Annotated in this window: 18 protein-coding genes; 6 read left to right on the top strand and 12 right to left on the bottom strand. The window is 61.9% G+C overall.

Going from position 1 to position 21147, the window contains the following annotated elements:
* Positions 1-16 precede the first annotated feature (16 nt).
* Together AC1DYQ_RS19630 and AC1DYQ_RS19625 are read left to right on the top strand one after the other, a co-directional pair.
* Positions 17-1492 carry a M20 family metallopeptidase gene (locus AC1DYQ_RS19630; RefSeq protein WP_457281927.1) on the top strand — a complete coding sequence of 492 codons (1476 nt, stop codon included), beginning with the start codon at positions 17-19 and terminating at the stop codon, positions 1490-1492.
* Between the two features lie 73 nt (positions 1493-1565).
* Positions 1566-2495, top strand: a complete 930-nt coding sequence (locus AC1DYQ_RS19625) for an alpha/beta hydrolase (protein ID WP_457281928.1) — start codon at positions 1566-1568, stop codon at positions 2493-2495.
* Positions 2496-2647: 152 nt separating this feature from the next.
* On the opposite strand, the gene AC1DYQ_RS19620 is transcribed toward AC1DYQ_RS19625, so the two are convergent.
* From AC1DYQ_RS19620 to AC1DYQ_RS19610, 3 genes are all read right to left on the bottom strand, one after another.
* Entirely contained in the window at positions 2648-3817 is a 1170-nt protein-coding gene (locus AC1DYQ_RS19620; RefSeq protein ID WP_457281929.1) for an MFS transporter, read from the bottom strand.
* Entirely contained in the window at positions 3814-4578 is a 765-nt protein-coding gene (locus tag AC1DYQ_RS19615; protein ID WP_477688196.1) for a 16S rRNA (uracil(1498)-N(3))-methyltransferase, read from the bottom strand. Before AC1DYQ_RS19615 ends, AC1DYQ_RS19620 begins: the two co-directional genes overlap by 4 nt.
* Before the next feature lie 102 nt (positions 4579-4680).
* Positions 4681-5853: an aminoglycoside phosphotransferase family protein gene (locus AC1DYQ_RS19610; RefSeq protein ID WP_477688195.1), complete on the bottom strand. Its 1173-nt coding sequence runs from the start codon at positions 5851-5853 to the stop codon at positions 4681-4683.
* Between the two features lie 117 nt (positions 5854-5970).
* Here AC1DYQ_RS19610 and AC1DYQ_RS19605 point away from each other — a divergent pair, with 117 nt between their 5' ends.
* The 4 genes from AC1DYQ_RS19605 (at position 5971) to AC1DYQ_RS19590 (ending at position 11464) form a co-directional block, all read left to right on the top strand.
* On the top strand, positions 5971-8427 hold the full coding sequence (locus AC1DYQ_RS19605; protein ID WP_477688194.1) for an LPS-assembly protein LptD: 2457 nt from the start codon (positions 5971-5973) through the stop codon (positions 8425-8427).
* Entirely contained in the window at positions 8420-9838 is a 1419-nt protein-coding gene (locus tag AC1DYQ_RS19600) for a peptidylprolyl isomerase (RefSeq protein WP_477688193.1), read from the top strand. Before AC1DYQ_RS19605 ends, AC1DYQ_RS19600 begins: the two co-directional genes overlap by 8 nt.
* Before the next feature lie 126 nt (positions 9839-9964).
* On the top strand, positions 9965-10744 hold the full coding sequence (rsmA, locus tag AC1DYQ_RS19595) for a 16S rRNA (adenine(1518)-N(6)/adenine(1519)-N(6))-dimethyltransferase RsmA (RefSeq protein WP_477688192.1): 780 nt from the start codon (positions 9965-9967) through the stop codon (positions 10742-10744).
* An 18-nt stretch (positions 10745-10762) separates the two neighbouring features.
* Positions 10763-11464 carry a glycosyltransferase family 25 protein gene (locus AC1DYQ_RS19590; protein WP_477688191.1) on the top strand — a complete coding sequence of 234 codons (702 nt, stop codon included), beginning with the start codon at positions 10763-10765 and terminating at the stop codon, positions 11462-11464.
* 270 nt (positions 11465-11734) lie between these two features.
* On the opposite strand, the gene AC1DYQ_RS19585 is transcribed toward AC1DYQ_RS19590, so the two are convergent.
* The 9 genes from AC1DYQ_RS19585 to AC1DYQ_RS19545 form a co-directional block, all read right to left on the bottom strand.
* Entirely contained in the window at positions 11735-12184 is a 450-nt protein-coding gene (locus AC1DYQ_RS19585) for a barstar family protein (RefSeq protein WP_348050784.1), read from the bottom strand.
* A 54-nt stretch (positions 12185-12238) separates the two neighbouring features.
* Positions 12239-12634 carry a guanyl-specific ribonuclease gene (locus tag AC1DYQ_RS19580; protein WP_477688190.1) on the bottom strand — a complete coding sequence of 132 codons (396 nt, stop codon included), beginning with the start codon at positions 12632-12634 and terminating at the stop codon, positions 12239-12241.
* A gap of 177 nt (positions 12635-12811) precedes the next feature.
* Entirely contained in the window at positions 12812-15142 is a 2331-nt protein-coding gene (locus AC1DYQ_RS19575) for an NADP-dependent malic enzyme (RefSeq protein WP_457281935.1), read from the bottom strand.
* A 242-nt stretch (positions 15143-15384) separates the two neighbouring features.
* Positions 15385-16101, bottom strand: a complete 717-nt coding sequence (locus AC1DYQ_RS19570) for an ABC transporter ATP-binding protein (RefSeq protein ID WP_477688189.1) — start codon at positions 16099-16101, stop codon at positions 15385-15387.
* Positions 16094-16873, bottom strand: coding sequence for an ABC transporter ATP-binding protein (locus tag AC1DYQ_RS19565; protein WP_477688188.1), 780 nt, complete (start codon positions 16871-16873; stop codon positions 16094-16096). Before AC1DYQ_RS19565 ends, AC1DYQ_RS19570 begins: the two co-directional genes overlap by 8 nt.
* Positions 16870-17844, bottom strand: coding sequence for a branched-chain amino acid ABC transporter permease (locus AC1DYQ_RS19560; RefSeq protein WP_477688187.1), 975 nt, complete (start codon positions 17842-17844; stop codon positions 16870-16872). Before AC1DYQ_RS19560 ends, AC1DYQ_RS19565 begins: the two co-directional genes overlap by 4 nt.
* Positions 17845-18717 (bottom strand): branched-chain amino acid ABC transporter permease, encoded by an 873-nt coding sequence (locus tag AC1DYQ_RS19555; RefSeq protein ID WP_477688186.1) that lies wholly within the window; start codon positions 18715-18717, stop codon positions 17845-17847.
* A gap of 94 nt (positions 18718-18811) precedes the next feature.
* Entirely contained in the window at positions 18812-19984 is a 1173-nt protein-coding gene (locus tag AC1DYQ_RS19550) for an ABC transporter substrate-binding protein (protein ID WP_477651321.1), read from the bottom strand.
* Positions 19985-20116: 132 nt separating this feature from the next.
* Positions 20117-21103, bottom strand: a complete 987-nt coding sequence (locus tag AC1DYQ_RS19545; RefSeq protein ID WP_477688185.1) for a PDR/VanB family oxidoreductase — start codon at positions 21101-21103, stop codon at positions 20117-20119.
* Positions 21104-21147: the final 44 nt, after the last annotated feature.

Here is a 21147-nt window from a genome sequence, read left to right as displayed (position 1 = left end):
TCCCGGAGCCTTTCCAATGAACGCCCCACTGCACCGCGAAATTCCCGCCAGCATCCTCAACGCCGCCCAGGCCCTGTCTCAGGTCACGGCCCAATGGGACGGCGACATCGTCAAACAGATCACCGACTACATCTCCATCCCAGCCAAGTCCCCCACGTTTGACAGCGACTGGGCGCAGCACGGCTTCATCGACACCGTCATGCGCAATGCGGCGGCCTGGGTCGAGGCGCAGAAGGTCGAAGGCCTCAAGCTGGAGATCGTGCGCCTCGAAGGCCGCACCCCGGTGCTGTTCTTTGAGATCCCGGCCACGCGCGCCGATTCGACGCAAACCGTGTTGATGTACGGCCACCTCGACAAGCAGCCCGAGTTCACCGGTTGGCGCAATGATTTGAGCCCCTGGATGGCCAAGTACGAAGATGGAAAGCTTTATGGCCGTGGCGCCGCCGACGATGGGTATGCGGTCTACGCCAGCATTGCCGCGGTGCAGGCGCTCAAAGCGCAGAACGTGCCGCACCCGCGCATCGTTGGCCTGATCGAAACCTGCGAGGAAAGCGGCTCCTATGATTTGCTGCCTTACGTCAATGCGCTGCGTGAGCGCCTGGGCGACGTCGCGCTGGTGGTGTGCCTGGATTCCGGCGCGGGCAACTACGACCAGCTGTGGCTGACCACCAGCCTGCGCGGCAACGCGGCGGGCGTGCTCAAGGTGGAAATCCTCACCGAAGGCGTGCACTCCGGCGACGCCAGCGGCTTGGTGCCGTCGAGCTTTCGCATCATGCGCCAGGTGCTGGACCGCCTGGAAGACAGCAAGACCGGTCGTCTGCTGCCGCAGAGCTTTCACTGTGAGGTTCCGGCCGACCGGCTGGCGCAGGCGCAGGCCACCGCCAAAATCCTCGGCGAAGAAATCTACAAGCGCTTTCCCTGGGCGCACTACGACTGCGAAGGCTCCAGCGCATTTGCCTTGCCCACCACGACCGACCCGGTGGAAGCCCTGCTCAACCGCACCTGGCGGCCGACGCTGAGCGTGACGGGTGCCGAAGGTTTTCCGGCCCTCAAGGATGCAGGCAATGTGCTGCGCCCCTACACCGCTTTCAAGCTCTCGTTGCGTTTTCCGCCGCTGATCGACGCCGGCGCCGCGGTGCAGGAACTCAAGACACTGCTGGAAGACAATGCGCCTTACCAGGCCAAAGTCACGTTTGAAAGCAACGGCGGCGCCACCGGCTGGAATGCGCCCAGCACCGTACCCTGGTTTGAGAACGCGCTCAACGATGCGTCGCAAAGCTTCTTCGGCGCGCCCTGCGGCACCATAGGCCAGGGCGGAACCATTCCGCTGATGAACATGCTGAGCAAGGGCTTCCCCAAGGCGCAGATGATGGTTTGCGGTGTGCTCGGCCCCAAGAGCAATGCGCACGGCCCTAACGAGTTCCTGAACGTGCCCTATGCGAAGAAGCTGACCGCCGCGGTCGCGCATGTGATGGCCCGTGTTCCCGGTTGATGCGGGTGAGCTACCCTTCTTTGCGCCGCGGTTTGCCGGCAGCGCTTGTTTCAAGCCAGGCTTTTGCTGCCGCATGCATTCCACCGTCCTAGCGCCTTTTACCGCCCGCGACGGCGAGAACCTGGCTCTCTATGAGTGGCCACTGGATGCTTTGGCCATCGAAGGGGGTCAACATGCGTTGCCGCCGCGCGCCATGGTGCTGCTGGTCCATGGCTTGGGCGAGCACGCCAGCCGCTACGACCATGTCGCCAGCCAATTGCTCGACTGGGGTTTTGCCGTGCGTGCCTACGACCAGCGCGGCCATGGCGAATCGGGCGGGGTCCGTGGTGTGCTGCCCAACGAGACGGCACTGCTGGACGACCTGGCCGAAATAGTCGACGACACGCGCCTGCGTTGCGTGCGCCTTCTGGAGGAGGTCAACGCGGACGGACGAAGCCCGCAGCCGCCTGCGCATCTTCCCCTGGTTCTGCTTGGCCACAGCATGGGCGGTCTGGTGGTGAGCCGGTTTGTCGCACTGGGCATTCGCCCCGTGGATGGCCTCGTGATGTCTTCTCCCGCGCTGGAGCCGGGGCTCAACGTCTTGCAAAAGCTGCTGCTGGCCTTTATGCCGAGGCTGGCACCCGACCTGTGTGTGGGCAACGGCCTGGACGCGCGCTACATCTCGCACGATGAAGAGGTGGTCAAAAAATACTTCACCGACCGGCTGGTGCACGACAGAATCTCGCCACGCCTGGGCAAATTCATCGCAACAGCGGGTCCCGCGACGGTGGCGGCCGCCGCCCAATGGCGCACGCCTACGCTGCTGATGTATGCGGGTGCGGACCGGCTTGTCAATCCGGCCGGCAGCCGCGCTTTCTCGGAAAACGCGGCCCACTCACCGGCCGTGACCGCCGGTACGGTGACGTCGCGGTGCTTTGAGGGCCTCTATCACGAGATATTCAATGAAGTCGAGTCGGAGCCGGTGTTTGACACGCTCAAGGCCTGGCTGGACGCCCGCTTCTAGCGGTTAAGAAAATCTCAAGAGAAATTCGGCTTCAGCCCAATAAGAACGGGCGCAAACAGCTATAAAAACAATAGCAGTAACTGGCGACATCACCGGGTTCCATGCCCAGCCTGACCGCAATGTCGGACACGGTGCGAGGCGTAACCAGGTTCTCAGGCCTTCTGTCCCTTGCGTTGGCCGAGTGCAAGCCAGGCCAGAGCGGCGGCGGTGAGCCCCAGCGGCAGCAGTGACCCCAGGTTCAACAGCGCCCAGCCTTGGGTGGTCACCAGCACGCCGGAGGCCAGCGAGGAAACCGCCAGCACGGCAAAAATACAGAAATTGAGCGCGCCCTGCGCCTTGTCTTTTTCTTCCGGCCGATAGGTCTCAAGCGCCAGGGTGGTGCTGCCGGTGAAAAGAAAATTCCAGCCCAGACCCAGCAAAAAGAGCGCCGCCAGAAATTCCTTGAGCTCCACGCCCGAGAGCGCAATCAGCACGCACACCACGTTGAGCGCCAGACCCACCGCCATGATGGGCAAAGTGCCGAAGCGCCGGATCAGGTGACCGGTGAAAAAACCGGGTGCGAACATGCCGATCACGTGCCACTCCAGCACCAGCGCGACGCTGGAAAACGGCAGGCCGCAAACCTGCATGGCAATTGGCGTGGCCGCCATCAGCAGGTTCATCACGCCAAAGCCCAGGGCACCGGCTGCGGCGGCCACGATGAAGATCGGCTGCCGCATGATTTCGCGAAGTGGCCGGCCACCGCGGCTGGCATGCGCCTCGGGCGGCGGCGGAAACCGGATGAATGCCAGCAGCGCCATCGACAGCAGCGCCACGCCGGCCAGCGCCAGGTAGGCGCCTGCAAAGGGCACGTCGGTCAGCCCCCGCGTAGAGGCCGCCAGGTTGGGCCCGGCGACGGCGCCCAGCAGGCCGCCTGCCATGACCAGGGAAATGGCCTTCTCGCGAAAGGCCGGCAGGGCGAGCTCGGCCGCGGCAAAGCGGTAGAGCTGGGCATTGGCGCTGTAGTAGCCCGCCACCACTGTGGCGGCCACCAGAAGCCAGAAATTTTTGCTGTAAGCCGCATAGCAGCACAGCAGGGCCGAGGCGGCGGCCACCAGCAGGCCCAGCTGGAAGGAAATCTTGCGCCCGAAGCGCATTTGCGTGCGCGCCACCACGGACGTGGACAGCGCGCCACCCACCACATAGCCCATGACGGGCAGTGTCGCCATCCAGCCCAGCGGCGCCAGGTTCAGGCCGACCAGGCCGTTGATGGCGATGAAGGTGACGTTGTTGGTGAGAAAGAGGCCCTGGCAGACGGCCAGCAGCCAGAGATTGCGGTTCATGGCGTGCCGCCTGTCACTGCGAGAAACGACAGGCAGGCGAGCGGTGCGGTTTCGGCCCGAAGCACGCGCGGGCCGAGGGTGACGGCCGCAAAGCCGCAAGCCATGGCCGCAGCCTCTTCAGCCGCGCTGAGGCCGCCCTCGGGACCGCTCAGGAAGGTCAGTGCGCCGGCACCAGCTGCGGCCACCGCTTCGGCCAGCGGCCGGCTGCCGTCTTGTAATGAGAGTAGCAGCCGGGTGCCGCCAGCTGCGCCCTGCCCCGCGCCTTTGAGCCAGTCAGACAGGTTAGCGACGTCGTGAACGGGTGGTATGCGGCTGCGGCCGCATTGCTCGCAGGCCGCGACGGCGACGCCCCGCCAGTGCGCGATTTTTTTGTCGGCTCGCTCACCCTTGATGCGCAGCACGCTGCGCTCGCTCATCAAGGGCTGGATGCTGGCCACGCCCAATTCGGCGGCTTTTTCAATCAGCCAGTCCATGCGGTCATTGGCAGGCATGCCAACGGCCAGGTGAATGGAACGGCTGGCTTCGCGTGCCGTGGCGGTGTAGCCGCCGATAAGGACCTCCACGTCGCTGCGGCCCATGCGCTCGACGGTGGCGGCAAATTCCCCTTCGCTGCCGGGCTGGCCGTTGCCTTGGCCGTTGAATATTGTCAGGGCGTCGCCGGGCTGCATCCGCAAGACCTGGACGTGGCGCGCAGTGGACGGCGGCAGGCTGACGGTGCTGCCAGACGCCAGTGCGATGTCAGCGAAAAACCGGGCGGTCATGGTGCTGGTGCAGGAGGATGCATTGTTAGGTGCTTGCTGTGAATGCTATAAAAATAATAGCTGCTTGCGCAGAACCAGCGGGGGCTATGGCCTGATGGTGCATCAGAAGGTGTAGCCCACACGGGTTTCATTGCCCTCAATCTCGTCGAGCAGCACCATCAGCGGCCCGAGCTGCCGGTAGCGCGCAGCGGTGTTGCGGGCGTATTTGATGAAGCGGGGCGTGTCGGCCAGGTATTTGGGCTTGCCGTCACGCAGCGTGAGGCGCGCAAAGATGCCCAGAATCTTGAGGTGGCGCTGCAGGCCCATCCATTCCACGGCCCGGTAAAACTCGCCAAAATCGTCACCGACCGGCAGGCCGGCCTTGCGGGCTTTTTGCCAATAGCGCACGGTGATGTCCAGTACGAAATCTTCTTCCCAGCTCAGGAAGGCGTCGCGCATCAGGCTGGCGATGTCGTAGGTGATGGGGCCGTAGACCGCGTCCTGAAAGTCCAGCACGCCAAGGCCTGTCGCGCCGCGCTGAGGGGCCGTGAAATTTTCCGACGGGCCGCCCCTAGGAAAATTAGCCCCTTGAGGGGGCAGCGTAGTACGCGAAGCGACAAGCGTGGGGGCTATCAGATTGCGGGGCATGAAGTCGCGGTGCACAAACACCCGTGCGCCATCCAGCGAATTCAGGTTGCTGGCCTTGATCTGTTCGAAGATGACGTTCAGCTTGTCCTGAAGGCCAGTGTCCAGCGCCAGGCTGCGATGTTTGGCGACATACCAGTCTGGAAAGAGTGATAGCTCACGCGACAGGAGTGCATCATCGTAGGGCGGAAGCACACCGGGCTTGGAGGCGAGTTGCCAGCGCACCAAGGCCTCCACCGCATCTACATACAGGTCGTAGTGCGCCGGAGTGGGGCTGGCGATAGCGTCAACCTCGGCGGGCGGTCTAATTGCTTCCATCATGGTCTGCGCACCCAGGTCGCTTAGCAGCATGAAGCCCATTGGTTCATCCCAGGCCAGTACGCGCGGGGCAATCAAGCCGGCGCCGCTCATCAGGCCGGCGACCTTGACGAAAGGTTTGCAATCTTCCTGCGCAGGTGGTGCGTCCATGACGATGTAACTGCCATCGCCTGTTGCGGCGTCCACCCGGAAGTAGCGGCGAAAACTTGCGTCAGCTGATGCCGGCCTGATGGTGTCGACCCGCAGATTGTGCTGGGGGGCAGCGGCAGTCAGCCAGGCTTCGAAGGCCATGGCACGTGCCGGGTCGGCCCAGGCAATGGAAGGAGTGGTCATGTTTCTGGAGTCCCTGCCAGCCCTGCAATTGGGCGCTGGTTCGACATTGTGGGGACGGGGTGGAGGGTCATGGATAATCAGGCCTGATTTTACAAACGGGTTTATCTCACATAAACGATGCGCCGCGCATCCCCTTCGCCCTTTATTCTTTCCCCGATAGCTCAAGCTGTCTCCACGCTGGTGGTTTGCGCAGCACTGGGGATGACCGGTGCCGGGACGGCGTTCGCCCAAACTCCGGCTGCGTCACCTGCTCCTTTTCAGGCCGCTTCCGCCGTCCCCCCCGCGGACCGGCCCGCAGGCGACACCCCGAAACTCAAGTCTTCGCCCCAGCTGGCCGAGCAGGTTTCCAGCGATCCCCAGGACAAGGGCCCCACATTTGTTTTTGGCGACCGGATTTCCGGCCGCCCCGATCTTGAAACCGTGATTGACGGCAATGCGGAATTGCGCCGCGGGTCTACCGCCATCCGCGCGGACCGCATTGAGTACTACCAGCCTGAAGACCAGCTTAAAAGCCGCGGCAATGTTCGCATCAACCGGGCGGGCAACAGGTTTGAGGGTCCCGAGCTTGAGATCAAGCTGGACCGGTTTGAAGGTTTTTTCACCACGCCGACTTACCGTTTCCTCAGTAATGGGGGCAACGGACAGGCGGAACGGGTCGATTTCATTGATGAAAATAACCTGACAGCACAGCGCGCGAGCTATACCACCTGCGAGCGCAATGACGAGGCCAGTTGGGAGCCCTCGTGGGTATTGAGCGCCAGGAGCTTCGAGTTCGACCTGGAGCGAGAGGTGGGTGTTGCCAACGGGGCGGTTGTGCGTTTCAAGGATGTACCCATTTTGGGCTTCCCCCGGGTGAGTTTTCCATTGAGCGACAAGCGCAAGTCGGGCCTTTTGCCGCCCACGGTCGGCATGGGTTCGGTGAACGGTTTTGAGTATCGGCAGCCCTATTACTTTGATATTGCGCCCAATCGGGACGCGACTTTTTCACCGGGAATCCTGACCAAACGCGGGATAGACTTCGCTGGCGAATTTCGTTACCTGGAGCCAAAGTACACGGGCGAGCTGCGAGGAAATTTTCTTCCCGGCGACAAATTGCGCAACCGCGACCGCTGGTCCTACAGTTATCAGCACGCGGGTGCCATCAGCAGCGGCCTGTCATCCGTCGGCGACCTGGGCATCAACCTCAATCTGAACCGGGTGAGCGACAACGATTATTGGCGCGACTTCCCGACTCTCAAGGGCGCGACGACCCAGCGCCTTCTGTCCCAAGATGCGAGTTTGTCGTGGAATCGTGGATTCTTTTCTTCGTCCGTGCGAACGCTCAAGTGGCAGACCTTGCAGGATGTCACTTCGCCCATCGTCCCACCCTACGACCGTCTGCCCCAGTTTGCAGCGGCATACACCCGTGTGGACGCGCCCGTGGTGGGATTGGGCAAAGGCTTTGACTGGTCGGTGGAGGGGGACTTCACCCGTTTTTCCGCGAACCGCCAGCTGACCAACCAGCCCAACAGTGATCGGGCGTTCACGCGGCTGCAACTGAGCCGCCCCTGGCTGCTGCCTGCGGGGTACATTACCCCCAAAGTGCAGCTGCATGCCACGAGTTACAAATTTGATTCGGCGCTGCCCAACGGCGCAACAACGGCGTCACGTGTGGTGCCTACGTTCAGCCTGGACAGCGGCGTGCAGTTTGAGCGTAACGCCGGGTTCCTGGGCCGGAACTTTACCCAGACGCTGGAACCGCGCGCCTTTTATGTGCGCACGCCCTATCGTGACCAGAGCCTGCTGCCCAACTACGACTCAGGGTCCAACGACTTCAACTTTGCCACGGTCTTCACCGAAAACGCATTTGTCGGCAATGACCGCATTTCAGACGCCAACTTGTTGACCTTGGGCGTTACCTCGCGCCTGCTGGATCCTGCGACCGGCGCAGAAGCCGTGCGCGTCGGCATTGCTCAGCGCCTGCGATTCGAGGATCAGAAAGTGACCTTGCCGGGGGCGCTGCCGGTCACTGATCGCATCAGCGACTTGCTGGTTGGTGCGTCCGTCAATTGGGTGCCGCAGTGGTCTTTCGACAGCACAGTCCAGTACAACCCGAAAACCAGGCAGTCCGAGCGGACGTCGATCGGTGTGCGTTACAACCCCAGCAATTACCGTGTTATCAGCGCCGCATTCCGGCGCCAGCGCAATGTCAGTGAACAAATTGACGTGGGCTGGCAGTGGCCCATCAATGATTTATGGGGCGACAAGGGAAAAGATCTGGGCGCTGGGCAGGGCCAGGGAGGCGGCCGCTACTATGCCGTTGGGCGCCTGAATTACAGCGTGCTGGACAAAAAACTGGTCGACTCGATCATCGGTGTTGAATACGATGGTTGCTGCTGGATAGGGCGCGTGGTTCTGCAGCGCTCTCAAACCGGGACCGGAAGCTCGGATACCAAAATCCTGTTTCAGCTTGAACTTGTGGGGTTTTCGCGCCTCGGCTCCAACCCCCTGGAAACCCTGAAGTCGAATGTTCCACGTTACCAATATCTGCGTGAGAATACCAGCACGCCAAGCCGCTTTACTACTTATGACTAATAACCGCGCCGTCCCAAGATTCTTTTTGAACTCCACTCAAGCCGCCACAACGGTCTTGGCATTGACGATTGTGCTGATGGTGGGTGCTCAGGCGCAGGGGTTGCGGCCATCCGGTACATTGCGCCTGCCCGACGCGGCCACGGGCTCCCGGACTGCGTCGGCGCAAGGAAGCGCGCAGCGGCAGGCTGACTTCATTGTTGCCGTGGTCAACTCCGAACCCATTACCAACAACGAGGTTCGAAGCAAGTTGATTCGGACCGAGCAACAAATGCTTCAGATGGGCGCGACAGTGCCGTCGCGCAGTGAGCTGGTCGGACAAATTCTGGAACGCCTGATCAGCGACAAGGCGCAGCTGCAAATGGCGCGCAATTCGGGTCTGCGGGTCGATGACAATGCCGTCGAAGCTGCGGTCCAGACCGTCGCCAGCCAAAACCAGATCACGGTCGACGAGCTGCGCAACCGCCTGAAGGCAGACAGGATTGACTATGCCCAATTCCGCTCGGAATTGAGGGACGAGCTTTTGGTCAGCCGCCTGCGCCAGCGAGAACTGGAGGCGCGTGCGACGGTTACGGAGCAGGAAGTCGACCAATTTCTGCGTGATCAGGATGGCGGCACCCCATCGTCTTCGCTGGCTCTCAACCTCGCGGAAATTCTGGTGGCCGTGCCGGAAAATGCCACGCCCGATCAAGTCGCAGCACTGCAGGCCAAGGCCCAGCAGGTGATGGACCGTGCCCGCAACGGTGCCGACTTCACGGCACTGGCCGCCGAAGTTTCAGCGTCTCCTACGCGCGCTTCAGGTGGCCTGATGGGGCTGCGGACTGCAGACCGCTATCCTGATCTCTTTGTTGAGGCGACAAGCAAATTGCAGGCGGGAGGTCTCGCGGGGCCGGTTCGAAGCGGGGCGGGATTTCACATCCTCAAAGTCATCGAAAAACGGCAAGGCGGCATGCCCGGCATGATGGTGGCACAAACCCATGCCAGGCATATCCTGCTCCGGTTGACGCCACAGCTCAGTGAAGCCGCCGCGGTGGAGAAGCTGGCGGGTTTTAAAAGACGCATCCAGGCCGGGCAGGCTGATTTCGCGGCACTCGCACGTGAGAACAGCGACGATGCCTCCGCAAAGGAAGGCGGTGACCTCGGCTGGGCAAGCACCGGCATGTTTGTGCCTGAGTTCGAGAAAGTCATGAACGGGCTGGCACCCAATCAGGTCTCGGATCCCTTGGTATCCCGTTTTGGCGTCCATCTTATTCAGGTACTTGAACGCCGCGAGACCCAGCTATCGCAACGTGAACAGCGGGAGATGGCGCGCGGTGTGCTGCGCGAGAAAAAGCAAAACGAAGCCTATGCACTGTGGATTCAGGAGATTCGGGGCCGCGCCTATGTGGAGTACCGTGACGCTCCGCAGCTGTGAAGGTCGCCTCAGGCCTTCCTTCAGGCTCCATTCGCGCTGCGTGGGCGCGTCAACTTTCCGGGTGACTTCTCCAAAAACGGCAGCCTTGTTTGTATGCCAGTCTGGCGGCTTTAGGTCGCCCTCAATGTGAAACATATTCCGCGCAAGCGTTTTGGCCAGCATTTCCTCACCGACCAAGGCATCATTGAGGGGATTGTGCAGGCGATTGCTCCACGTCCCGGGCAGGCCATGGTGGAGATCGGGCCTGGGCTGGCTGCGCTGACCCAACCCTTGGTTGAACGGGTGGGGCACTTGACGGTCATTGAGCTGGACCGCGATCTTGCCCGTCAGTTGCGGCTGCATCCCCAGCTTGCCGTGGTTGAGTCCGACGTGTTGAAAGTGGATGTCCGCCAGCTGGCGCGAACAGCCTGCGTCGAAGGGCAAAAACTTCGGGTGGTCGGCAATCTCCCCTATAACATTTCTACACCCATCCTGTTTCATTTGCTGGATGCCGTGGAGGTCATAGAAGACCAGCACTTCATGTTGCAAAAAGAAGTGATAGACCGGATGGTGGCGGTGCCAGCTACCAGCGATTACGGCCGGCTCAGCGTGATGCTGCAGTGGCGCTACGCGATGGAAAACGTGCTGTTCGTGCCGCCGCACAGTTTTGATCCACCGCCGCGGGTCGACAGTGCCGTGGTGCGCATGGTGCCGCATGCGGCGCCTGTGACGCTGGACGTCAAACTCCTGAGTGAGCTGGTGCAGGTCGCTTTTAGTCAGCGCCGCAAGCTGCTGCGTCACACCTTGGGAAAGTGGCTGGACAGCCACGGTTTTAGCGGACGGTTTGATGTCCAGCGGCGCGCTGAAGAAGTCGCGGTGACCGAGTATGTGGCCCTGGCGCAGAGCGTAGCGCAACTGCACAATTAGCGGTTCGGTACACCTGATATGAAGATATTTGTCATCTCACTTCCCGAGGCGACCACCAGGCGAGCAAGCATTGACAGGCAAATGATGGCGCTAGGGTTGCGCTATAGCCTGATTGATGGTGTGCGGGTTGATCCAGGACGACTGGCCGAGGTCGGCTATAGCGAAAGCATGCGTTTGACTCGCTATGGTTACGGCATGTCGCTTGGGGAGGTCGGCTGTTTTCTGGCGCATCGGGATGCATGGAGAGCAGTGCAGGCCCAAGGCGAAAAATGCCTGGTGCTGGAAGATGACGTATTAATTTCCGCGCTAAGTACAGCGTTGCTCGCCAAGCTTGAATTGGCACCGTATCCCATGGTCAGGCTCGCAGGCGTTTTTGAGAAACGACACAAATTCATCAGCGGCACATCGTACGCAAAGTACTGGGGTGACCCTTCCGGCGCGGCGGCTTATGTGCTGGGACCGCGAGAGGCCACGGAGTTGATACGGCGATCAGCGCGGTTTTACATGGCCGTTGACGACTTTATGGAGGCGAGGCATTTACACGGTATCAATACCTATGCCTTGTTGCCCTATCCGGTCCGCCAGGCGGGAACCGACACGCAAATCGGCCATCGGGTTCGACCGCGATTGTCCGGCATCGCGCGTCTTCAGCTGATGCTGGTGCGCATCCCGATTGATATCAGCAAATATTTTCACCGCATTCTTTACTACATGTTTTAAGTCGTGGCGCGGTGTTGTCGGATGCGGCCATTGTCTTTAACTCCCGGTCTGGCGAAAAAAAGCCCGCAACAAGCGGGCCTTTCGTGAACCGGACAGCGCGCCTTTTTCAGGCAGCTGCCAGCCAGTAACCCGCATTAAACGGGCTGCTCATGCGCAACGCCAGTGGCGACACGTCTACCAATTTGTCGGTTGGCATGACTTCTTCGCCTTCCGCGGTTGCTTGCTGGGCCTCATTCGCCCGATCCCCTTGGCCAATGTCTGGGGAGCGGGCTACAGAAAAGAATAGAAACATCTGAACGGTATCTTGCGATCCGCCCAGTAATCAGAGGCATCCCGGAAGATGTCGAGCAACTGCTCGCGCGCTTCCTTGTCAAATTTGGCGTTGGCCGGAATTTGCTCAAGCACGACGATAAAGCCGGGTTGCGGGCCTGACTTGTGGACCAGGTCCGTCATGCAGTCATACAGTGCGTCGAAGTTCTTGCCGAAATGCGCCGGAAAGGTGTACTGCGCCGCAATCATGTCCAGCACGTCCTGCTTGCTCTGGGCGTTGCCCAGGTTGGCGTACAGGAAATGCTGGTTTAGATGTGTCGCGGCATCCTGCAGGTCTTGCACCCGGAAGGCCCGTATGGATTGAACGATATTGGGACGTACGCCGCGCAAGGGCGTTTCACCGTCCTTGCGCAAAGGCGTTTCGTTGTCCCGACGAAGTGGTGTATCCATCTCCGCTACTCTTTCTCTTAAGTCAAAAACTCAAAATAACGATCACAGTTCAATTTATTGAACGATTTTGCGAAAACTCGCATAGTGATCGTCGGTGTAATAACAGGCATCAGGTGCGACAGGTTTCAAGCCACCACAAACGATGCGCCGGGCTCCCCGGCTGCGCTCACCGGGCGTTCTGACGGTGTATTCACGGTAGTAACCGCGACGTTGAGCCGGTAGAAGTCGTTCCCGGTTCCCAAACACCACGCCGTCCTTTTCATGCTTGAAAGGCCCGCCCTGGTAGATCAGCACCATCATGTCGCGACCCTGGGGGGGCAATTGGACGGTCGCTATGGTCCCGATCGGAACCGGGCCCTTTGCCTGCACCATGCTGGGGATTGACCCGGCCAGACCGGTTGCCAAAACCAGCAACATGGCCGTTTTGGCCGCCCACCCATTGCGCAACATGAAAAAAACCTTTTCTCGAATCCAGAGTTACCCACCGATTTTTCGGGTTAACCCTTAAATTTCAAGAGAGGTAGTTTGCCGCATGTGGCTAAAAAACGCAAGTGGATGCTGAAAATTTAGGCAGTAAAGAGAGAGGTCATTGATGCGCTAAGTTAGTGCTAGCTATCTAATTTTTGCTTATCGACTCGCATTAGCATCCGCTACCGTCAGTGCGGTCATATTGACAATACGGCGCACCGTTGCCGTGGCGGTCAGGATGTGCATGGGCTTGTTTGCTCCCAGCAAAACCGGGCCGATGGCGATATTGCCCCCTGCCGCTGTTTTCAGCAGGTTGTAGGAAATGTTCGCTGCATCAATATTGGGCAGTACCAGGAGGTTGGCCTCACCCGTCAGGGTGCTGTTCGGCATGATGAGGGCGCGCGCATCGGCGTCCAGTGCCATGTCGCCATGCATCTCCCCATCAACCTCAAGCCATGGCGCTTTTTCGCGCAGCAACTCCAGCGTGCGGCGCATCTTCAGGGCGCTGGGCAGGTTGGAAGAGCCAAAATTCGAATGCGACAGCAGAGCCGCCTTCGGTTTGATGCCAAAGCGCATCATTTCCTCGGCCGCCATGGTGGTGATCTCCGCGAGCTGCTCCGCAGTCGGATCGCAGTTGACGTGCGTATCGAGCAGAAACACCTGGCGCCCCGGAAGCAACAAGCCGTTCATGCAGGCATAGGTGTTGACGCCTTCGCGCTTGCCGATGACCTGATCCAGATAGTCCAGATGATGGGCCGTCGTGCCCCAGGTGCCGCAAATCAGCCCGTCTACATCGCCTTTGTGCAGCAACATGCCGGCGATCAATGTGAGGCGGCGGCGCATTTCGATTTTGGCGATCTGCACCGTCACACCGCGGCGTTCCATGAGGCGGTGATAGGTTTGCCAGAAGTCGCGGTAGCGATGATCCTGCTCGACATTGACCACGTCGTAGTCGAGCTCCTCCTTCAGGCGCAGGCCGAATTTTTCGATGCGCTGGGCAATGATGGCGGGTCGGCCAATCAGTGTCGGGCGTGCGAGTCCTTCGTCCACAACGATCTGGCAGGCACGCAGCACGCGTTCTTCCTCACCCTCGGCATAGGCCACACGCTTGCGGCTTGCGGCCTTGGCGGCCGCGAAAATCGGTTTCATCACCGTGCCCGAGGCGTAGACAAAGCTTTGCAGCCGCTCGCGGTAAGCGTTCATGTCCTGAATGGGCCGCAGGGCCACACCGCTGTCGGCCGCCGCCTGCGCGACGGCGGGCGCGATCTTCATCATGAGGCGCGGATCGAAAGGCTTGGGAATCAGGTATTCGGGCCCGAACGCCAGCTTTTCACCCACGTAGGCGGCTGCCACGACTTCACTTTGCTCGGCCTGTGCCAGCTCGGCTATGGCGTGTACAGCCGCGATTTCCATCTCGATGGTGATGGTGGATGCTCCGGCATCCAGTGCGCCGCGGAAGATGTAGGGAAAGCACAGGACGTTGTTGACCTGATTCGGGTAGTCGGTGCGGCCGGTTGCCATGATGGCGTCGTCACGCACAGTCCGGACGTCCTCCGGTGTGATCTCGGGATTGGGATTGGCCAGCGCCAGGATGATGGGCTTGGCGGCCATTTTGGCAACCATGTCTTTCTTGAGCACACCACCGGCGGAAAGGCCCAGGAAGATGTCCGCGCCAGCGATGACGTCGGCAAGCGTGCGTGCATCGGTCTTCTGCGCGAACTGGATCTTGTCTTCGTCCATCAGCTCGGTGCGGCCTTCATAGACCACGCCGGCCAGATCGGTCACGAACACGTTTTCGCGCTGGATGCCCAGTTTGAGCAACAGGTTCAGGCAAGCCAGGGCGGCCGCGCCCGCGCCGGACGTCACGAGCTTGACTTGGCCCGGGCCTTTGCCGACAACCTTGAGCGCATTCAGGACGGCCGCACCTACGGTGATGGCGGTACCGTGCTGGTCATCATGGAAGACCGGGATCTTCATGCGCTTGCGCAGCTCACGCTCGATATAAAAACAGTCGGGCGCCTTGATGTCTTCAAGGTTGATGGCGCCGAAGGTCGGCTCCAGCGAAGCAATGATGTCGACCAGTTTGGCCGGGTCTTTTTCGTCGATCTCAATGTCGAACACGTCCACGCCGGCAAACTTCTTGAACAGCACGCCCTTGCCTTCCATGACCGGCTTGGAGGCCAGCGGGCCGATGTCGCCCAGGCCCAGCACGGCTGTGCCGTTGGTCACGACGGCCACAAGGTTGCCGCGGCTGGTGTACTTGAAGGCGTTGTTCGGGTCCTTGACAATTTCTTCGCAAGGTGCGGCAACGCCTGGCGAATAAGCCAGGGCCAGGTCGCGCTGGTTGGTCAGCTGTTTGGTCGCCGCGATGGCGATCTTGCCCGGGGTCGGAAACTCGTGGTATTCAAGTGCGGCGAGGCGCAATTCGGCGCGTTTTTCTTCGCGATTGGCTTCAGTGCTATTGGGCGTCGCGGTGGGGGGTGTCGGCATCAGCAAGGTCTCCAGCGGAAACGGTCGGGTCGACCGTCAATTTCTTGTAAGGTCTGCGATTGTAGGCCGTCGAAGGGGAAAACCCTAGTAAGTGAATCTACGCAAAAAGGTGTATTGCTTTTGACTTTTCAGCACAGAAAGCCGCTTTGCCCCGGAGCTCATTCATGATGGCGACGCGTAGCCGTTATTTGAGCGCTTTAAGCGCAAATTAAAAAAGGGCAGGTTGGCGGGCCTGCCGCCGCTCAGCGCGCAACACCCAGCAAATGGTCCAGGCGCTCGGGCTGCTCGCGCAACGCCTGGGCCGTTCCGGTGTGGACTACCATGCCGCGGTCCAGCACCACGGCGCTGTCGGAAATCGCCAGAATGGCCTGGGGGTGCTGCTCCACGATGATGGCGCTCAGGCCCTCTTCGCGCGTGATGCGGCGTATGGCGCGCAGCAGCTCCTCCACGATGATGGGCGCCAGGCCCTCCAGCGGTTCGTCAAGCAGCAGCAGCTTCGGGTTGAGTACCAGCGCCCGGCCCACCGCCAGCATCTGCTGCTCGCCTCCCGACAGCTGCGTGCCCAGGTTGCCCTTGCGCTCGGCCAGGCGCGGGAACATGGCGTACACGCCCTCGGGGTTCCATTTGCCCGGGCGCGCCACCGCCGTCAGGTTCTCGTGCACCGTCAGCGACTTGAAGATATTGCGCTCCTGCGGCACCCAGCCTATGCCGGCCGCCGCGCGTTCGTGCGAGGGCAAATGGTGCAACGCGACCATGGATGTGCCTGCCCCGAACGAGATGGTGCCGCCGTGCTGCCGCGTCGCGCCTGCCAGTGTGTTGATCAGCGTGGTTTTGCCGGTGCCGTTGCGGCCCAGCAGCGCGAGCGTCTGACCCTCGCCCAGTGCGAACGACACCTCGTGCAGCACCACTGCCTCGCCGTAGCCGGCGCGCAGTTTGTCGACCTTGAGGAGTTCAACCATGAGCCACCTCTTCGCCATGGCCCAGATAGACCGCCTTGACCTGAGGGTCGGCCGCGATTTCCTCAGGCGTGCCCTCGGTCAGCAGCGTGCCGTTGACCAGTACCGTCATGGTGGTGGCGAAGCTGAACACCAGGTCCATGTCGTGCTCGATCAGCAGTACCGACACGTCAGCGGGCAGTGCGGCCACGGTCTGCAGCAGTTCTTCGCGCTCGCCGGCCGGCACACCCGCCACGGGTTCGTCGAGCAGCAGCACACGCGGCTCGCAGGCCAGCGCCACGGCGATTTCCAGCAGGCGGCGCTTGCCGTAGGCCAGCATGCGGGTCGGTTGATCCATCACTCCGGTCAGGTGAAACTGCTCCAGCAACTGTTCGCAGCGCTCGGCCACGCGCTGGTTGCGCCCCAGCGCCTGCCACCATTTCGCGCCGAGCCCCGCTTGTTGCGATACGGTCAGTGCCAGCGTTTCCAGCGGTGTGAGCGAATCGAAGAGCTGGTTGATCTGGAAGGTACGCACCATCCCGCGCTTGACGCGCTGGTGCGGCGCCAGCCGCGTGATGTCTTCGCCGTCGAGGAGGATGCGGCCTTCCGTCGGCTGCAGCACGCCCGTCAGCAGGTTGACCAGCGTGGTCTTGCCCGCGCCGTTCGGGCCTATCAGCGCATGGCGCGCGCCGCGCTGCAGGTTCAGGCTCACGTTGTTGGTGGCGGCAATGCCACCGAAGCGCATCACCAGCCCTTGCGCGGACAGTACCGCGTCGCTGTTCGGTGTCGCGCTCATGGCTGGCCTCCGCGCTGGCGCTTGGGCAACCATGTCCAGGGCCGGACCAGGCGCTCGCGCCCCACCAGCACCAGCACCACCAGGAAGAGGCCTATCCAGAAGGTCCAGTACTGCGGCGTGATGGACGACAGCGCGTCCTGCATCAGCTTGAACACAATCGCCCCAGCCACGCCCCCATACAGCCAGCCCGCGCCGCCGACCACCAGGATCAGCAGCACGTCAGCGGAGCGGTGGAACTCAAACAAGTCCAGCGAAGCGAAACCGGTGGTCTGCGTCAGCAGCGCCCCGGCGGCACCCGCCACGCCCGCCGCCACCGTATAGACCACCGCCAGGCGGGAGGCGACCGGAATACCGATCGCCATGGCGCGCAGGCGGTTGTCGCGTATCGCCTTGAGTGTCGCGCCCAGCGGTGAATGCACGAGGCGACGCATCAGCACAAACAAAATGAGCAGCACGGCCAGCGAGTAATAGGCGGCGGTGCGGCCCGACAGGTCAAACTCGAAGCGGCCCAGCAGCGGGCCCATGACCACGCCCTGCAGGCCGTCGGCGCCGCCGGTCAGCCAGTCAAGCTTGTTGGCCAGCTCCAGCAGGATCAGCGCCACGCCCAGTGTCACCATAAGCCGTGTCAGGTCGCTGCCTCGCTGGATGGTGAGTGAACACACAGCACCCAGCAGCGTGGCGGTGGCGATGCCCACCGCCAGGCCCACCAGCGGGTCCGGCATGACCAGCTTGGCGAACAGCGCGGCGGCATAGCCGCCTATGCCGAAAAAAGCAGCATGGCCCAGCGAGACGATGCCTGTGTAACCCAGCACCAGATCCAGCGACACCGCGAAGAGCGCGACGATGGCGATCTCATTGATGATGGACGCGTGGCTGGGCATCAGCACCGGCGCGGCGAAGGCGGCGAGCCAGAGCACCGGTTCCCAGAGCTTCCAGCGGCTGTTTTTAAGCAGGGACGTTTGAGGGTTCATTTATCTGCCGCCCTTGCGCACAAAGAGGCCCTGCGGCCGCCAGATCAGGATCGCGATCATCAGGCTGTAAACGATGAAGGCCCCCAGCTTGGGGATGTAGTACTTGCCCGCCACGTCGGCAATGCCCAGCAGCAGCGCGGCCAGCAGCGGTCCGGTGATCGACGTGGTGCCGCCCACGGCCACCACGATCAGGAAGTAAATCATGAACTTGAGCGGAAAGCTCGGGTCCAGCCCCAGCACTTCGGCGCCCAGCGCGCCGCCCAGGCCGGCCAGGCCCGAGCCGACGGCGAAGGTCGAGAGGAACACAATGTTGACGTTGATGCCCAGGCCGGCCGCCACGCGCTGGTCGTCCACCGAGGCACGCAAGCGGCTGCCGAAGCGCGTGCGAGTCAGCACGTATTGCAGGCCCAGCGTGAGCGCGGCGCACACCGCAATGATGAACAGCCGGTAGTGGCCCATGCCCAGCATCCAGGCGCCGCTGCCGATCTCGGTGCGGCCCTTGAGCCATTGGGGCAGCTGCACGATCTGCTGCGTCGAGCCGACGAAGTAGTCCACGCTGGCCACCGCCATGAACACCAGGCCGATCGAAAACAGCACCTGGTCCAGGTGCGGCTTGTTGTACAGCGGCCGGTACAGCGTGCGCTCCAGCACAGCGCCCAGCAGCGCTGAGCCGGCGAAGGCAAGCGGCAGGCACAGCAAAAAAGGCACGCCGAAGTGCTGCATCAGCAACACGGTGATGTAGCCGCCGGCCATGGCGAAGGCGCCATGCGCGAGGTTGATGAAATTCATCAAGCCCATGGTCACCGCCAGGCCCACCGCCAGGATGAACAGCAGCATGCCGTAAGCGATACCGTCGAAGAGAATAGTGAGCATGTGTCTTTACCAGGAACACCGCGGAACCGGCTTCGCCGGGCCGCTGGTGTTGCCCCAGCAGGGGGGAGGCGACGCGAAGCGGCGCTTCGGGGGGTTACTTATTCTTCCCGGGATCTTTCACGTCCTTGATCACGTCAAATTCCACGTTGTAGAGTTGCCCGTCCTTCTTCTCGACTTTGCGCAGATAGACGTCCTGCACGATGTCGCGCGTCTGTGCGTCGATGAAGATCTTGCCGCGCGGGCTTTCAAAGAGCTGGCCCTTCATGGCTTCGAGCAGCGCGTCGCCGCCACCCTGGCCCTTGCTGGTTTTGAGCGCCTCGTAAATTACCCGCATGCCGTCATAGCCGCCCACGGCCATGAAGTTCGGGCGCAGGCCCTTGTTGGCTTTGGCAAAGGCTTCCACGAATTTTTTGTTCATGGCCGAGGGGTGCGCCGCCGAGTAGTGGTGGGAGGTCACCACGCCGATCGCGCCGTCACCCATGTCGTTGAGCTGGTCGTCGTCCGTCACATCGCCGGTGGCGATCAGGCGGATGCCGGCCTTGTCCAGGCCGCGCTCAAGAAACTGCTTCATCACCGCCGCGCCCGCGCCGGAGGGCACGAAGACGAAGAGCGCATCAGGCTTGTTATCCCGCACTTTTTGCAGGAAGGGCGCGAAGTCGGGATTGCGCAGCGGCACGCGCAGCGCGTCGGTCACCTGGCCGCCATTGAAGGTCAGGCGGTCCTTGAAGAATTTTTCGGCATCAATGCCGGGGCCGTAGTCAGACACCAGCGTGACCACCGTCTTGATGCCGTTCTTGGGCGCCCAGTCAGCCAGCGCGACCGAGACCTGCGGCAGCGTGAAGCTGCTGCGCACGATGTAGGGCGAGGCCTGCGTGATGCTGGACGTTGCCGCAGCCATTACCACCATGGGTGTTTTGGACTGTGTCGCGATGGGCGCGGTGGCCAGGGCCGAGGGCGTGATGCCAAAGCCTGCCAGAACGTTGACCTTGTCGTTGACCACCAGCTCCTGCGCCAGGCGGCGCGTGGTGTCCGGCAGTGAGGTGTCGTCCTTCACGATCAGCTGGATTTTCTTGCCCGCCACGCTGTCGCCGTTCTGCGCCATGTAAAGCCGTACGGCCGCTTCAATCTGCCGGCCGGTAGTGGCCTGCTGGCCCGTCATCGGCAGGATCAGGCCGATCTTGAAGGTGTTGTCCTGGGCCAGTGCCGAAGTAGCCGAAGCCAGGCTGGCGACGGCAAGGGCTGCAGCGGTAAAGAGGCGTCTTTTCATGGTTTGTCTCCAGTGGTCGATTTTGAATTTATAAGGGCGGGATGCTGGCGTTAGTTTACTGAGCGTTCGCAACAAGTACCAATGTTCTGTATGCGAACTTCACTGGCGCGCCATGGTGGACCGGTTCAGAGATCAACTGTCGGGCCGGTAGGAAGAGTCCAGCGTCACCGAACCCACCACCCGTGAGACACAGGCGCACAGCCGCGTGTTCTGCTGTTTCTCGTGCTCGCTCAAAAATACGTCGCGGTGGTCGATCTCGCCGTCCAGCGCCAGCACGTCCAGTGTGCACAGGCCGCATTCGCCGCGCTTGCAGTCGAAGACGGCCTGCACCCCAGCCTGCTCCAGCGCATCCAGCAGGCTGCAGTCGGCCGGCACAGTGATGTCCAGCGCGTGGCGGGGGAGCTGCACCCGGAAAGCCTGCGGTGCGAAGCGCCCGCTGTTGCCGAAGGTTTCATAGCGCAAGTCGGCCGCCGGCCGGCCCGAAGCTTCCCAGGCATGGCGCGCAGCGTCCAGCATGGGCACCGGGCCGCAGACGTACATTTGCGCGCCCGCCGGCAGTGCCGCAATTTCGCCGGCAAAGTCGATGCGCGCGTCGACGGCCGCATGCAGCCGTTGGCCCAGGAAAGCCCGCAGTGTTTCGCCGTAAGCCAGCTCAGATTCACTGCGCGTGCCATACAGCATGCGCAGCGGCCGGCCCGACTGCGCACAGCGGGCGGCCAGCGCTTCGGCCATGCCAACCAGCGGCGTGATGCCGATGCCGCCGGCCACGAGCAGGTAAGCCGGGGCATTGAAGTCCAGCGGGAAATGGTTGCGCGGCCCGCTCACCTGCAACCGGTCGCCGGCGGCCAGCTGCCACATCGCGCGCGAACCGCCGCGGCCGTCATCGAGCCGCTTCACCGCGATGCGATACGTTTGGTCATCGGTCTCGCCGACCAGGGAGTAGGAACGAAGTTGCGGCCTGCCGTCCACCAGCAGCTGCACCTGCAGGTGGCTGCCGGGTTCGTGGCGCTGCACGCCTTGGGCACTGCCTGTGGGCCGAATGATGAATTCACGCACGGTTGGCGTGAGGTCACAGAAGGACTCAATGACTGCATCGGTCCAGGTAGCGTTGGCTCTCATTCTTCAGTTCTCCGTGGTCTCTTCAATTCAGGGCCGCCGTGGAA

The sequence above is a fragment of the Polaromonas sp. P1_F4 genome, from assembly GCF_056405675.1.
The sequence above is the reverse complement of the archived record's forward strand: the minus strand, read 5'-3'. Positions and strand labels throughout refer to the sequence as shown.